This window comes from Streptomyces tritici (assembly GCF_048500665.1).
Taxonomy (GTDB): Bacteria; Actinomycetota; Actinomycetes; order Streptomycetales; family Streptomycetaceae; genus Streptomyces; species Streptomyces tritici.
This window is the reverse complement of sequence record NZ_CP183183.1, coordinates 1,730,552-1,744,807: the sequence shown is the minus strand read 5'-3', so window position 1 is coordinate 1,744,807 and position 14,256 is coordinate 1,730,552. Positions and strand designations below refer to the sequence as shown.

General features: G+C 73.4%; 8 protein-coding genes. 3 read left to right on the top strand and 5 right to left on the bottom strand.

Going from position 1 to position 14,256, the window contains the following annotated elements; genetic code table 11:
- Positions 1 to 17: 17 nt before the first annotated feature.
- From aceE to ACNJ93_RS08060, 5 genes are all read right to left on the bottom strand, one after another.
- Positions 18 to 2,723, bottom strand: coding sequence for a pyruvate dehydrogenase (acetyl-transferring), homodimeric type (gene aceE / locus ACNJ93_RS08080; protein ID WP_418956664.1), 2,706 nt, complete (start codon positions 2,721 to 2,723; stop codon positions 18 to 20).
- A gap of 287 nt (positions 2,724 to 3,010) precedes the next feature.
- Positions 3,011 to 3,634, bottom strand: coding sequence for a GntR family transcriptional regulator (locus ACNJ93_RS08075; RefSeq protein ID WP_418956663.1), 624 nt, complete (start codon positions 3,632 to 3,634; stop codon positions 3,011 to 3,013).
- Between the two features lie 115 nt (positions 3,635 to 3,749).
- Positions 3,750 to 5,492 (bottom strand): 2-oxoglutarate dehydrogenase, E2 component, dihydrolipoamide succinyltransferase, encoded by a 1,743-nt coding sequence (sucB, locus tag ACNJ93_RS08070; RefSeq protein ID WP_418956662.1) that lies wholly within the window; start codon positions 5,490 to 5,492, stop codon positions 3,750 to 3,752.
- Positions 5,493 to 5,555: 63 nt separating this feature from the next.
- Positions 5,556 to 6,944 (bottom strand): dihydrolipoyl dehydrogenase, encoded by a 1,389-nt coding sequence (gene lpdA / locus ACNJ93_RS08065; protein WP_418956661.1) that lies wholly within the window; start codon positions 6,942 to 6,944, stop codon positions 5,556 to 5,558.
- A gap of 229 nt (positions 6,945 to 7,173) precedes the next feature.
- Complete coding sequence (locus tag ACNJ93_RS08060; RefSeq protein ID WP_418956660.1) at positions 7,174 to 8,691, bottom strand: leucyl aminopeptidase; 1,518 nt, start codon at positions 8,689 to 8,691, stop codon at positions 7,174 to 7,176.
- Between the two features lie 240 nt (positions 8,692 to 8,931).
- On the opposite strand from ACNJ93_RS08060, the gene ACNJ93_RS08055 reads away from it, so the two are divergent.
- From ACNJ93_RS08055 to ACNJ93_RS08045, 3 genes are read left to right on the top strand one after another with little or no spacing between them, the layout of a single operon-like run.
- Positions 8,932 to 11,040 (top strand): hypothetical protein, encoded by a 2,109-nt coding sequence (locus ACNJ93_RS08055; RefSeq protein WP_418956659.1) that lies wholly within the window; start codon positions 8,932 to 8,934, stop codon positions 11,038 to 11,040.
- 43 nt (positions 11,041 to 11,083) lie between these two features.
- On the top strand, positions 11,084 to 12,595 hold the full coding sequence (gene pelF, locus ACNJ93_RS08050; protein ID WP_418956658.1) for a GT4 family glycosyltransferase PelF: 1,512 nt from the start codon (positions 11,084 to 11,086) through the stop codon (positions 12,593 to 12,595).
- Positions 12,592 to 14,253: a hypothetical protein gene (locus ACNJ93_RS08045; protein ID WP_418956657.1), complete on the top strand. Its 1,662-nt coding sequence runs from the start codon at positions 12,592 to 12,594 to the stop codon at positions 14,251 to 14,253. Before pelF ends, ACNJ93_RS08045 begins: the two co-directional genes overlap by 4 nt.
- Positions 14,254 to 14,256 lie beyond the last annotated feature (3 nt).

Here is a 14,256-nt window from a genome sequence, read left to right as displayed (position 1 = left end):
GCCGCCACCGACACGGCCTACAGGCCGTAGCGGTCGCGCGCCTCCTTCACGGCCGAGGCCGGGACCTCGCCGCGCCGGGCCAGCTGGGCCAGCGCCGCGACGACGATGGACTCGGCGTCCACGCCGAAGTGGCGGCGGGCCGCCTCGCGGGTGTCCGACAGACCGAAGCCGTCGGCGCCCAGCGAGGACCAGTCCTGCTCGACCCACTGCGCGATCTGGTCCGGGACCTGGCGCATGTAGTCCGAGACGGCCAGGACGGGCGAGTCCACGCCCTCCAGGGCCCGGCGTACGTACGGCACGCGCTCCTCGCCGCGCAGCAGCGCCGCGTCGGCCTCCAGCGCGTCGCGCCGCAGCTCGGTCCAGGAGGTGGCCGACCAGACGTCCGCGCCCACGCCCCACTCCTCGGCGAGCAGCCGCTGCGCCTTCAGGGCCCAGTGGATCGCCGTGCCGGAGCCGAGCAGCTGGATCCGCGGGGCGTTGGCGGTGAGCGTCAGACCCGCCGACTCCGCCGTGTTGAAGCGGTACAGGCCCTTGAGGATGCCCTCGTCCACGCCCGCCGGCTTGGCCGGCTGCGGCAGCGGCTCGTTGTAGACCGTCAGGTAGTAGAAGACGTCCTGGTCCTCGCCCTCGGCGGCCTCGCCGTACATCTTGCGCAGACCGTCCTTGACGATCGCCGCGATCTCGTAGGCGAACGCCGGGTCGTACGACAGGGCCGCCGGGTTGGTCGCCGCGATCATCGGGGAGTGGCCGTCGGCGTGCTGCAGGCCCTCACCGGTGAGCGTGGTGCGGCCGGCGGTCGCGCCGACGAGGAAGCCGCGGCCGAGCTGGTCGCCGAGCTGCCACATCTGGTCGGCGGTCCGCTGCCAGCCGAACATCGAGTAGAAGATGTAGAACGGGATCATCGTCTCGCCGTGCGTCGCGTACGACGTGGAGGCGGCGATGAAGTCGGCCATCGAGCCGGCCTCGGTGATGCCCTCGTTCAGGATCTGGCCGTTGACGGCCTCCTTGTAGTACATCAGCTGGTCGCGGTCGACCGGCTCGTACGTCTGGCCCTTCGGCGAGTAGATGCCGAGCGAGGGGAACAGCGACTCCATGCCGAAGGTGCGGGCCTCGTCGGGGACGATCGGCACCCAGCGCTTGCCGGTCTCCTTGTCGCGGACCAGGTCCTTGACCAGGCGGACGAAGGCCATGGTCGTCGCCACGTTCTGCGAGCCGGAGCCCTTGTCGAAGGAGGCGAAGACCTTGTCGGCCGGGGCCGGCAGCGGGGCGACCGGGTGCACGCGGCGGGCCGGGGCCGGGCCGCCGAGCGCCGCGCGGCGCTCCTGCAGGTAGCGGACCTCGGGGGAGTCGGCCCCGGGGTGGCCGTAGGGCACCACGCCGTCGACGAACTGCGCGTCCGAGATCGGGAGCTCCAGGAGGTCCCGCATGTTCTTGAACTCGTCCGTGGACAGCTTCTTCATCTGGTGGTTCGCGTTCTTCGACGCGAAGCCCTCGCCCAGGGTGAAGCCCTTCACGGTCTGCGCCAGGATCACCGTCGGCGCGCCCTTGAACTCCAGGGCGGCCTTGTACGCGGCGTACACCTTGCGCGGCTCGTGACCGCCGCGGGACAGGTGGAAGCACTCGAGGATCTTGTCGTCGGAGAGCAGCTTCGCCATCTCGACGAGCGCCGGGTCCTTGCCGAAGAAGTCCTGGCGGATGTAGGCGGCGTCGCGGGTCTGGTACGTCTGGACCTGCGCGTCCGGCACCTCGCGGAGGCGGCGGACCAGGGCGCCGGTGGTGTCGAGCGCGAACAGCTCGTCCCAGGCGTTGCCCCAGAGGGTCTTGACGACGTTCCAGCCGGCGCCGCGGAACTGGGCCTCCAGCTCCTGCACGATCTTGAAGTTGGCGCGGACCGGGCCGTCGAGGCGCTGCAGGTTGCAGTTGATGACGAAGGTCAGGTTGTCCAGACCCTCGCGGGCCGCGAGGGCGAGGGCCGCGGTCGACTCCGGCTCGTCCATCTCGCCGTCGCCGAGGAAGGCCCACACGTGGGACGCGGAGACGTCCTTGATGCCGCGGTTGGTCAGGTAGCGGTTGAAGCGCGCCTGGTAGATCGCGGAGAGCGGGCCGAGGCCCATGGAGACGGTGGGGAACTCCCACAGCCAGGGCAGGCGCCGCGGGTGCGGGTAGGAGGGCAGGCCGTTGCCGCCGGACTCCTGCCGGAAGTTGTCGAGGTGGGTCTCGTTCAGGCGGCCGTCGAGGAAGGCGCGGGCGTAGATGCCGGGGGAGGCGTGGCCCTGGATGTAGAGCTGGTCGCCGGAGCCGTCCTGCTCCTTGCCGCGGAAGAAGTGGTTGAAGCCGGTCTCGTAGAGCCAGGCCGCGGAGGCGAAGGTGGCGATGTGGCCGCCGACGCCGTGCTTCGCGCCGCGGGTGACCATCGCGGCCGCGTTCCAGCGGTTCCAGGCGGTGATCCGCCGCTCCATCTCCTCGTCGCCGCCGGTCTCGGCGATCGACGGCTCGGCGGAGGTGGGGATGGTGTTGACGTAGTCGGTCTCCAGCAGCTTGGGCAGCGCGAGACCGGCGCCCTCGGCGTGCTGGAGGGTACGGCGCATCAGGTAGGCGGCCCGGTGGGGGCCGGCGGCCTTGGTGACGGCGTCGAGGGAGGCCGCCCACTCGGCGGTCTCCTCGGTGTCACGGTCCGGGAGCTGGTCGAGCTCGCTCGGAATCTTGCCTACGGGATCGGTCATGATCGCCGCCTTCCGGACAGGGATTGGGGGTGGAGATGGGTGCCTTGTCTGGCAGGACAGGGCGACGGGCCGGGTGAGGCCCGCCGAAGACTGTAAGCCGTCGATCGATGATCGATCAAAGGGTTGAAGGGGAAAACCTCTCCAGATCGAGAAAGTCGGCACAGGGTGCCGCGAAAACGGGCACCGGGTGCCTTGTTTTCGCAGGTGGGGGTCCGGATGTGAGGGGCCGCGCACGCATGAGCGGGCCCTTCCGAGGCGGCGGAACCGTTCGGTACGGCCGCTCCCGGTTACGCGCGGGGCGCGCAGCCCAGGACGTGGGCCTTCACCAGGGCGCCGATCTCCGGGTCGCGGCGGCGGAACGCCTCCACGAGGTCCTGGTGCTCCTCCGCATACGACTTCTGCACCGTGCCCAGCCAGCGGATCGACAGCGCCGTGAACACCTCGATGCCCAGGCCCTCCCAGGTGTGCAGCAGCACCGCGTTCCCGGCCGCCTTCACCAGCTCCCGGTGGAACGCCACGGTGTGCCGCACCTGCGCCGTCCCGTCCGCCGTCGCGTCCGCCTGGTACAGCGCCGCCACGTGCGGCTCCAGGGCCGAGCAGTCGGCCGCCAGCCGCTCCGCCGCCAGCTCGGCGGCGATCTGCTCCAGGCCCGCCCGGACCGGGTAGCTCTCCTCCAGGTCGGCCGCGGTCAGGTTCCTGACCCGAACGCCCTTGTTGGGGGCCGACTCGATCAGCCGGAGCGACTCCAGCTCCCGCAGCGCCTCGCGGACCGGGGTCTGGGAGACCTCCAGCTCCGTCGCGATCCGCCGCTCCACGATCCGCTCGCCCGGCTTCCAGCGTCCGCTGACGATCCCCTCCACGATGTGCTCGCGGATCTGCTCGCGCAGCGAGTGGACGACGGGCATGGTCATGGGGCCGCTCCTTGGGAGTCTTGGACTCTTAGACAATACGGCGGTGTCCCCGCCCGGAAACACATCCGGACGGGGACACCGCAGGTGAGGCTTGTTACAGCTCAGTAGCTTGCGCTCACAGGCCGAGCTCGACCTCGAACTCGCCGGCCTCCAGGATCGCCTTGACGGCCGTCAGGTAGCGGGCGGCGTCCGCGCCGTCCACCAGACGGTGGTCGTAGGAGAGCGTCAGGTAGGTCATGTCGCGCACGCCGATGACGGTGCCCTCGGCGGTCTCGATCACGGCCGGACGCTTCACCGTGGCGCCGATGCCCAGGATGGCGACCTGGTTCGGCGGGACGATGATCGTGTCGAAGAGCGCACCGCGCGAGCCGGTGTTGCTGATCGTGAAGGTCGCACCGGACAGCTCGTCCGGCGTGATCTTGCTGGCGCGGACCTTGCCGGCCAGCTCGGCGGTGGCCTTGGCGATGCCGGCGATGTTCAGGTCGCCCGCGCCCTTGATGACCGGCGTCATCAGACCCTTCTCGGAGTCCACGGCGATGCCGATGTTCTCCGAGTCGAAGTACGTGATGGTGCCCTCGTCCTCGTTGATCCGGGCGTTGATGACCGGGTGGGCCTTCAGCGCCTGGGCGGCCGCCTTCACGAAGAACGGCATCGGGGAGAGCTTGACGCCCTCGCGGGCGGCGAAGGACGCCTTCGCCTGCTCGCGCAGCTTCATCAGCTTGGTGATGTCGACCTCGACGACCGAGGACAGCTGGGCCTGGCCGTGCAGCGCCCTCATCATGTTGTCGCCGATGACCTTGCGCATGCGGGTCATCTTGACCGTCTGACCACGCAGCGGGGAGACCTCCAGGGCGGGGGTCTTCGGCGCGGCGGCGGCCGGAGCGGCGGCGGGGGCCGGGGCGGCCTTCTTGGCCTCGGCGGCCGCGAGGACGTCCTGCTTGCGGATGCGGCCGCCGACGCCGGAGCCCTTGACGCTCGCCAGGTCGACGCCGTTCTCCGTGGCCAGCTTGCGGACCAGCGGGGTGACGTACGCGCCGTCCTCCGCCGGCTGTGCGGCGGCGGGGGCCGGCGTGACCGGGGCCGGGGCGGCGACCGGAGCGGCGGGCGCGGCCGGGGCCGGAGCGGCGACCGGGGCGGCCGGAGCAGCCGGGGCAGGCGCCGGAGCCGGAGCCGCGGGGGCGGCCGGGGCCGGAGCCGGGGCGGCCGGAGCCGGAGCGGCGGCCGGGGCAGCGCCCGCGGCGCCGATGACGGCCAGCTTCGCGCCGACCTCGGCGGTCTCGTCCTCGGCGACGGTGATCTCCAGGAGGACGCCGGAGACCGGCGCCGGGATCTCGGTGTCGACCTTGTCCGTGGAGACCTCGAGCAGCGGCTCGTCGGCCTCGACGGTCTCGCCGACCGACTTCAGCCAGCGGGTGACGGTGCCCTCGGTCACCGACTCGCCCAGGGCGGGCAGGGTGACCTCGGTGCCGGACGTGCCACCGGCGGGCGCGGCGGCGGGAGCCTCGGCGGCGGGGGCCGGGGCCGGAGCGGCCGGGGCCTCGGCGGCCGGGGCCTCCGCGGCGGGTGCCGGAGCCGGGGCGGCCTCGGCGGCCGGGGCGGGGGCGGCAGCGGGAGCGCCCGTGCCGTCGTCGATGACGGCCAGCTCGGCGCCGACCTCGACGGTCTCGTCCTCGGCGACCTTGATGGAGGCCAGCACGCCCGACGCGGGGGCGGGGATCTCGGTGTCGACCTTGTCCGTCGAGACCTCGAGCAGCGGCTCGTCGGCCTCGACACGCTCGCCCTCGGCCTTGAGCCAGCGGGTGACGGTGCCCTCGGTGACGCTCTCGCCGAGCGCCGGCAGGGTTACGGAAACCGGCATGGTTTCGGTTGCTCCTAACGAATTGCGGTAAGTGGTCGTCGCGCCCGTGTGATGACGTGAGCGTCAGTCGTGGGAGTGGAGAGGCTTGCCGGCCAGCGCCAGGTGCGCCTCGCCGAGCGCTTCGTTCTGCGTCGGGTGGGCGTGGATGAGCTGCGCGACCTCCGCCGGCAGCGCCTCCCAGTTGTAGATCAGCTGCGCCTCGCCGACCTGCTCGCCCATGCGGTCACCGACCATGTGGACGCCGACCACGGCACCGTCCTTGACCTGGACGAGCTTGATCTCGCCCGCGGTCTTCAGGATCTTGCTCTTGCCGTTGCCCGCGAGGTTGTACTTCAGGGCGACGACCTTGTCCGCGCCGTAGATCTCCTTGGCCTTGGCCTCGGTGATGCCGACGGACGCGACCTCGGGGTGGCAGTACGTCACCCGCGGCACACCGTCGTAGTCGATCGGAACCGGCTTCAGACCGGCCAGCCGCTCCGCCACGAGGATGCCCTCGGCGAAGCCGACGTGGGCCAGCTGGAGGGTGGGGACGAGGTCGCCCACGGCCGAGATCGTCGGCACGTTGGTGCGCATGTACTCGTCGACCAGGACGTGGCCGCGGTCCATGGCGACGCCCTGCTCCTCGTAGCCGAGACCGGCGGAGACCGGGCCGCGGCCGATGGCGACCAGGAGCACCTCGGCCTCGAAGGTCTTGCCGTCGGCGAGGGTGACGCGCACCCCGTTCTCGGTGTACTCGGCCTTCTCGAAGAAGGTGCCGAGGTTGAACTTGATGCCCCGCTTGCGGAAGGCCCGCTCGAGCAGCTTGGAGCTGTTCTCGTCCTCGACCGGGACGAGGTGCTTCAGGCCCTCGATCACCGTCACGTCGGTGCCGAAGGACTTCCACGCGGAGGCGAACTCGACGCCGATGACGCCGCCGCCCAGGATGATCGCGGACTCCGGCACGCGGTCCAGGGTCAGCGCGTGGTCCGAGGACAGGATGCGGTTGCCGTCGATCTCCAGACCGGGCAGCGACTTCGGCACGGAACCGGTGGCGAGCAGGATGTGACGACCCTCGACCCGGCGGCCGTCCACGTCCACCGAGGTCGGGGAGGAGAGCCGGCCGTGACCCTCGATGTACGTCACCTTGCGGGAGGCGACCAGACCCTGCAGACCCTTGTAGAGGCCCGAGATCACGTCGTCCTTGTACTTGTGCACACCCTTGATGTCGATGCCCTCGAAGGAGGTCTTGACACCGAACTGCTCCGCCTCGCGCGCCTGGTCGGCGATCTCGCCGGCGTGCAGCAGGGCCTTCGTCGGGATGCAGCCGTTGTGCAGGCAGGTGCCGCCGAGCTTGTTCTTCTCGATCAGTGCGACGTCCAGGCCCAGCTGCGCTCCGCGCAGCGCCGCGGCGTAACCGCCGCTACCGCCGCCGAGGATCACTAGGTCGAAAACGGTGCTGGCGTCGTTCGCCACGTCACGTCCTCCATGCATGTGCGCCGTTCGCCGGTCGTCGACGACCGGGCGGCGGCTGGTGTCCGGCCGCTTTATCTCGGCCCTGTGGTGGGGGCCCTGTCCTGCCGAGAACCCATCTTCGCACTTGTTGCACGAACGCGGGACGCGGGGCCGCGCTCTGAGACCGGTGTGGGCGAAAACACCCCGCCCCCGGCCGTACGGCCGGGGGCGGAGTCTGTCAGATGGCGCCTCAGCCGAGGTCGCCGCCGGCGGTGCGCTCCGCCAGCTTCACCAGGGTGCGCACCGAGGAGCCGGTGCCGCCCTTCGGGGTGTAGCCGTACGGCGCGCCCTCGTGGAAGGCCGGGCCGGCGATGTCCAGGTGCGCCCAGGCGATGCCCTCGCCGACGAACTCCTTCAGGAACAGGCCGGCCACCAGGCCGCCGCCCATCCGCTCGCCCATGTTGGCGATGTCCGCGGTCGACGAGTCCATGCCCTTGCGCAGGTCCGCCGGGAGCGGCATCGGCCAGGACTGCTCGCCGACCTCCTCGGCGATCTCGTGGATCTCCGTGCGGAAGGCGTCGTCGTTGGACATGATCCCGAAGGTGCGGTTGCCGAGCGCGAGGACCATCGCGCCGGTCAGGGTCGCCACGTCGACGATCGCGTCCGGGCTCTCCTCGGAGGCCCGGGTCAGGGCGTCGGCCAGGACCAGCCGGCCCTCGGCGTCGGTGTTGAGGACCTCGACGGTCTTGCCGCTGTACATGCGCAGCACGTCGCCCGGGCGGGTCGCCGAGCCGGACGGCATGTTCTCGGCGAGCGCCAGCCAGCCGGTGACGTTCACGGCGAGGCCGAGGCGGGCGGCCGCGACGACGGCGGCGAACACGGCGGCGGCGCCGCTCATGTCGCACTTCATCGTCTCGTTGTGGCCAGCCGGCTTCAGCGAGATGCCGCCCGAGTCGTAGGTGATGCCCTTGCCGACCAGGGCGAGGGTCTTCTCCGCGTCCGGGTGCGTGTACGCGATCTTCACCAGGCGCGGCGGGTTCGACGAGCCGGCGCCGACGCCGAGGATGCCGCCGTAGCCGCCCTTGGTCAGGGCCTTCTCGTCGAGCACCTGCACCTTCAGGCCGTGCTCCTTCGCGGCCGCCTGGGCGGTCTGCGCGAAGGTGGCCGGGTACAGGTCGTTCGGCGGCATGTTGATCAGGTCGCGGGCGCGGTTGATCTCCTCCGCGACGATCTGCGCGCGCTCGGCCGCGGCCTTGAACGCCTTGTCGCGGGGCTTCGCGCCGAGCAGCGCCACCTCGGCGAGCGGCTTCTTGCCGTTCTTGCCGTTGCCCTGGTCCTGGTACGCGGTGTACGCGTACGCGCCGAGCAGCGCGCCCTCCGCGACCGCCTCGGCGTCCTCGACGGAACCGGCCGGCAGCGCGAAGCCGGCCTTCTTCGCGCCGTGCAGGGTGCGGGCGGCGACGCCGGCGGCGCGGCGCAGGGCCTCGCCGGAGAAGTCCGCGCCGTCCTCGGGGGCGGAGCCCAGGCCGACGGCGAGCACGACGGGCGACTTCACACCGGCCGGGGCGGGCAGCTTGGTCGCCTCACCCTCGGCGCCGGTGGCGCCCAGCGTCTCCAGAACGGCGGCGAGCTTTCCGTCGAACGCCGCGTCCACGGCCTCGGCTCCCGGCGCGAGGACGAGACCCTTACCGGACTTGGCGACGCCTACCACGAGGGCGTCGGCGCGCAGCGTCGCCGCGCCGGCAGTGCTGAGAGTGAGAGCAGTCACGGTGGTGAATTCTCGCTTCCATTGAGTTCTGTGGCGGTCGAGGGATGGGCCGACCGTGCCCGCCGCATGGTATTTCGGCCTGCGTTCCGCCGCGAACGAGCCTACGCTCGCTCGCCCGGTTCGCTCACGGGGGCTGCGGTTCACTCATCCGTGGTGTCTGTTCCATGTTTACCCCGCGGGCCTTCCGGGCTCGGCCACACTCGCCTCGTCCACGCACCTGTCCGAGGGGGGAACCAGCCGATGGACCCGTCCCGCCTGTCCGCAGCGGCGTCCCGCACGCCCGGAACCGCCTCCCGCCGTTCCGGCGGAGCCCGGTCCGGCGCCCGGTCCGGCGGCGCCCGCCGCGCCGCCCTCGCCGCCGCGGCGCTGCTCGCCACCGTCGTCCCCACCGCCGGACCGGCCGCCGCCGCGCCCGTCCCGCGCGTCGACCTCACCGTCCTCGTCGTGGACGACGGCAGCGGCACCGTCGGCGCGATCGCCGCCGAACTCCGCGACGCCGGGGTGCCGCACCGCACGCTGGACCTGAACGACCCGGCCCGCCCGGTCGTCGACGCGGGGTTCCTGAGCGACACGGTCGACGGCCGGCCCCGCGCGAAGTACCAGGGCGTGGTGCTGCCGCACGAGGCGCCGTTCGGCCCCGACTCGCCGGAGCAGGCCGCGCTCGCCGCGTACCAGCGGACCTACGGGATCCCGCAGGTCGACGCGTACACCTGGGCCCACCCCGGCGTCGGCCTCGACCACACCAGCGACGGCGGCTGGTCCGGCGTCCTCGACGGCGTCACCGCCGGCGTCACCCCCGCCGGGAAGGCCGGGCCCTTCCGGCACCTCGACGGACCGGTCACCTTCGAGGACGGCGACCCGGCCGTCGCCGAGAGCTACGGCTACGCCGGCCGCCCCCGCGACGGCTACACCAGCTACCTCGACCTGCCCGTGCCCGGAGGCGGCCGGGCCAGCCTGATCGGCGAGTACGCCCGCGACGGCCGCCGCGAACTCGTCGTCACCTTCGCCTACCACCGGCACCAGCGGCAGTTCCGGGCGCTCGCCCGGGGCATCGTCGAATGGCTCACGCAGGGCGTCCACCTCGGCCGCAGCCGCCACTACTTCTCCGTCCACGTGGACGACGTGTTCGCGCCCGACGCCCGCTGGAACACCGAACGCAACTGCACCCCCGGCGACTTCGACTGCGCCGGCGGCGACGGGCAGGCCGCGGACGCGATCCGGATGACCGCCGACGACGCCGCGTACGCCGCCGCCTGGCAGAAGTCCGCCGGCTTCACCCTCGACCTGGTCTACAACGGCGGCCAGGGCGAACGGTGGAAGGCCGCGCACGGCGGCCGGGACGACCTGGCCGCCCGGCTGCTCGCCGACCGCGCCCAGTACCGCTGGATCAACCACACCTACACCCACCCGTTCCTCGGCTGCGTGCAGGACACCTCCACCGTCCCCTGGCGGTGCACGAAGGACGCGGCCGGGAACACGCTCTGGACCAGCCGGTCGGCGATCTCCGCGGAGATCCGCAACAATCACAACTGGGCCGTCGGCAAGGGCCTGTCCGTCGACCGCGCCGAACTCGTCACCGGCGAGCACTCCGGCCTGAAGACCCTCCCGCAGCAGCCCGTCGACAACCCGAACCTCGCCGGCGCCCTCGCCGACAACGGGGTGAAGTGGCTCGCCTCCGACAACTCCCGCGAGCCCGCCCAGCGCACCGTCGGCGCCGCGCGGACCGTGCCCCGGCACCCGATGAACGTGTACTACAACGTCGGCACCGCCGCCGAGATGACCGACGAGTACAACTGGATCTACAGCTCCCGCGCCGACGGCGGCAGCGGCGTCTGCGAGACCGACCCGGCCTCCAGCTGCCTGCCCGACCCGCTCGACCCGGCCACCGGCTACGCCTCCCACATCGTCCCGCAGGAGGCGCGCACCGCGCTCTCCCACATCGTGGCCGGCGACCCCCGCCCGCACTACGTCCACCAGTCCAACCTCGCCGAGGAACGGCTGCTCTACCCCGTCCTCGACCGGGTGCTCGCCGACTACCGCGCCCTGTTCGCCGACAACACCCCGCTCGTCGTCCCCCGCCACCGCGAGGTCGGCGCCGAGCTGGAGCGCCGCGCCGCCTGGGCCCGCGCGCTCGCCGACGGCAGGGTCACCGCCTACCGGATCGGCACCACCGTCACCGTCCGCACGCCCGCCGGCGTCCTCGCCCCGGTCACCGCGCCCGAGGGCACCCGCAGACAACTCCTGCTCGGCAGCACGGCGTTCGGCACGCCCTACGCCGGGGCGCGCTCGGACTGGACCGGTCCCGAGCCGCTGCAGGGCGCGCTCACGCTCACGCTGCCGACCCCGTAACCCACCCCGCTCATCAGCACGTACGTCCTGGGGGGACACGCACATGCCGAGCAGTGGCCGTCACGTCACCATGCTCACCGAAGGCACCTATCCGCATGTCCACGGGGGAGTCAGCACCTGGTGCGACCAGCTCGTCCGCGGCATGCCCGAGGTCGACTTCTCCGTGCTCTCGCTCACCGGCAGCGGCCGCGAGCCCGTCACCTGGGAGCTGCCGCCCAACGTCCGCCGCCACACCGTCCTCCCGCTCTGGGGGCCGGCGCCGCCCCGCCGGCCCCTCGTCGGGCGGGAGCGGCGCCGCTTCGTCGACGTCTGCGAACGCTTCCTGCTCGCCCTGCTCGACCCGTCCGCCGGCTGCGACTTCGGCGAGGCCCTGGACGCGCTCGCCGCGCTCGCCCGGCGCGGCCGGCTCACCTCCGCGCTCCGCGGCGAGACCGTACTGCGCTCCCTGATGTGGATCTGGTCCATGCCGCACCTGCCGACGGCCGCGGCCCGGCCCACCGTCCACGACGCCCTCACCGCCACCGACCTGCTGGAGCACGCGCTGCGGCCGCTCGCCGCCCGGATATCCCCCGACGGCGTCGCGCACGCGGTCTCCAGCGGCCTCGCCACCCTCCCGGCGCTCGCCGCCCAGCACTTCGAGGGCGTGCCGTTCCTGCTCACCGAACACGGCATCTACCTGCGCGAGCGCTACCTCGGTTACCGCACCGAGGCCCAGCGCTGGCCGGTCAAGGCCCTGCTGCTCGCCTTCTACCGGGAGCTCAACACGCTCGGGTACCGCAGGGCCGACCTGATCACCCCCTGCAACCAGTACAACCGGCGTTGGGAGGAGCGCGGCGGCGCGCCCGCCGAGCGCATCCGGACCGTCTACAACGGCGTCGACCCGTGGGCCTTCCCGTACGCCGGGCCCGAGCCGGAGACGCCGACCCTGGCCTGGGCCGGCCGGATCGACCCCATCAAGGACCTGGAGACGCTGATCCGCGCCTACGCCATCGCCCGCGCCGAACTCCCGGAACTGCGGCTGCGGTTGTTCGGCCCGGTGCCGGCCGGCGGCGAGGACTACCGGACCCGCCTGGAGAAGCTCGCGGCCGAACTGGGCGTGGCGGACGGGATCACGTACGAGGGCCGGGTGACGGACGTGGCCCGCGCCTACGCGGCGGGCAACGTCGTGATGCTCTCCTCGATCAGCGAGGGCTTTCCCTTCTCGCTGATCGAGGCCATGTCCTGCGGCCGGGCCACGGTCTCGACGGACGTGGGAGGGGTGCGGGAGGCGGTCGGCGACACCGGACTCGTCGTCCCGCCGCGGGAACCGGCCGTGATGGCCGCGGCGGCCGTCGCGCTGCTGCGCGACGACGCCCGGCGCGCGGAGCTGGGCCGGCGGGCCCGGCAGCGGGTGGTGGACCGTTTCACCCTGCACCGCTCGGTCGACGGCTTCCGCGCCATCTACCGCGAACTGCGTGGCGAACCCCCGGCCCCCGAACCGTCCCCGGCCGACTGGACCGTCCGCCTCACCGACCCCTGGCGCGCGGACCTCGTCGGCGAGGGGAGCCCGGCATGAGCGGCTCCCTGTGGCTCAGGCCCGGCGTCCGGCGCGATTCGCTCCCCGCGATCCCCCGGCCGAGGGGCGGCTCGCCGGGGCCGGGGGACGCGGTGCCGGGGGACGCGGGGCGGGCGGAAGCGGAGCCGGCGGACGCGGGGCGGGCCGACGCGGCGCCGGGGGGCGCAGCGCCGGCCGGCGAGGGGGCTCCTCCGGCCGCGACCCCGCTGCCGCCCGCCGCCGGATCTCCGCCGCCGGCGACCCCGCTGCCGCCCGCCGCCGGGTCCCCGCCGCCAGCCGGCGGCCCCCTCGTCCTCGCCGACGACCCCCTCGACGAACTCGCCGACCGCATCGGCCCGTTGGCCGCGGCGGCCGTGCACCCCGACGAGATCGCGGCCATCCTCGAGTCCGACGGGATGACGGACGAGCACATCCGGCTCACCTACGGGCGGGAGGACTCGTTCGCCCTGGGCGAGGAGCTGTACGCCCGGGTCGAGCGGCGGCATCCGGAGCCCGCGCCGGAGGCCGCGCCGCCCTGGTACGAGGGGCTCGGCGGCTGCCTGCTGCGCGGGCTCGTGTTCGCGCTGCCGGGCCTGGCGTACGTGCTCGGCGGGCCGCTGCCGGCCGGTCCGCCCGGCCGGTTCGACCTGCCCGCCGGGACGGTGCCGCTGCTCGCCGGGGCCGTCGCCGGCTGGGTGTGGAACCAGGCGCTGGCCCACCGCGCGTACACCTGGCTCGGCCTCGGCGACCGGGCGGCCGCCGCGCGGACGCTGCTCACCGGGGCGCCCGCCGGGGCGCTGGCCGGCACGGTCGTCGCGGTGGCGTGGACCGGGCCGGGGGAGTGGCCGGCCACCGCGTTCGCCGCCGGGCAGGCGCTGTACCTGGCCGGGGCGACCGTCCTGCTGGTCCTGGGCCGCGAACGCGCCCTGCTGTGCGCGCTGTCGCCGCTCGCCGGGGCCCTGTTCGCCTTCTCCCACGACCTGCCGGACGCGCTGCGCGTCGGACTGCTGCTCGCCTCGCTGACGGCGACCCTCGGGTGCGCGGCGGCGGTGCTGCTGCCGGCCGCCACGCCGCCCGACCCGTCCGGCGGCGCGCACCGGCGGGCCGGCCCGCCGCTCGTCGCCTCCCTGCCGTACGGCCTGTTCGGCCTCGGCACCGGCCTGCTCGTGCTGTACGCGGCCGTCGGCGACGTCCTCGCCTCCGACGGTCCGGCCGATGTCGTCGCCGCCCCGTCGGCGGTCGCGCTCACGCTGTCGATGGGCCCGGCGGAGTGGCTGCTGCATCGTTTCCGCGGGGAGAGCCGCGCCGGGCTCAGACTCACCACGACCACCCGGGCCTTCGGCCGGGCCGCCGCGGCCGCCCTGGTGCTCTGCCTCGTCGGCTACCTCGCCGCCCTGCTGGCGCTCGCCCTCGCCGGGACGCTCGCCTGGCCCGGCGCGGGCCCGCCCGAGGCGGGGCGGCTGCTCGGCCTGCTCCTGATCGGCGTCGTGCTGTGGCTGGGGCTGCTGCTCCAGGCGTACGGCGCGGTGCTCGGCGCCGGGCTCGTCTGCCTGCTCGCCGCCGCCGCGCAGATGGCGGCGCCCGCGGCGGCCGGCCCGGCGGCCGTCGCGGCCGCGGCCGTCGTGCTCGCCGCCTGGAGCTGTGCTCTGCTGGTACGGCCGACCGCCCACCGAGCGTAGGGG

Bases quoted from the DNA above. Each gene is read 5' to 3' on its own strand.
- pelF (WP_418956658.1), top strand. From the start codon at position 11,084: ATGCCGAGCAGTGGCCGTCACGTCACCATGCTCACCGAAGGCACCTAT.
- ACNJ93_RS08075 (WP_418956663.1), bottom strand. From the start codon at position 3,634: ATGACCATGCCCGTCGTCCACTCGCTGCGCGAGCAGATCCGCGAGCAC.
- ACNJ93_RS08045 (WP_418956657.1), top strand. From the start codon at position 12,592: ATGAGCGGCTCCCTGTGGCTCAGGCCCGGCGTCCGGCGCGATTCGCTC.
- sucB (WP_418956662.1), bottom strand. From the start codon at position 5,492: ATGCCGGTTTCCGTAACCCTGCCGGCGCTCGGCGAGAGCGTCACCGAG.
- aceE (WP_418956664.1), bottom strand. From the start codon at position 2,723: ATGACCGATCCCGTAGGCAAGATTCCGAGCGAGCTCGACCAGCTCCCG.
- ACNJ93_RS08055 (WP_418956659.1), top strand. From the start codon at position 8,932: ATGGACCCGTCCCGCCTGTCCGCAGCGGCGTCCCGCACGCCCGGAACC.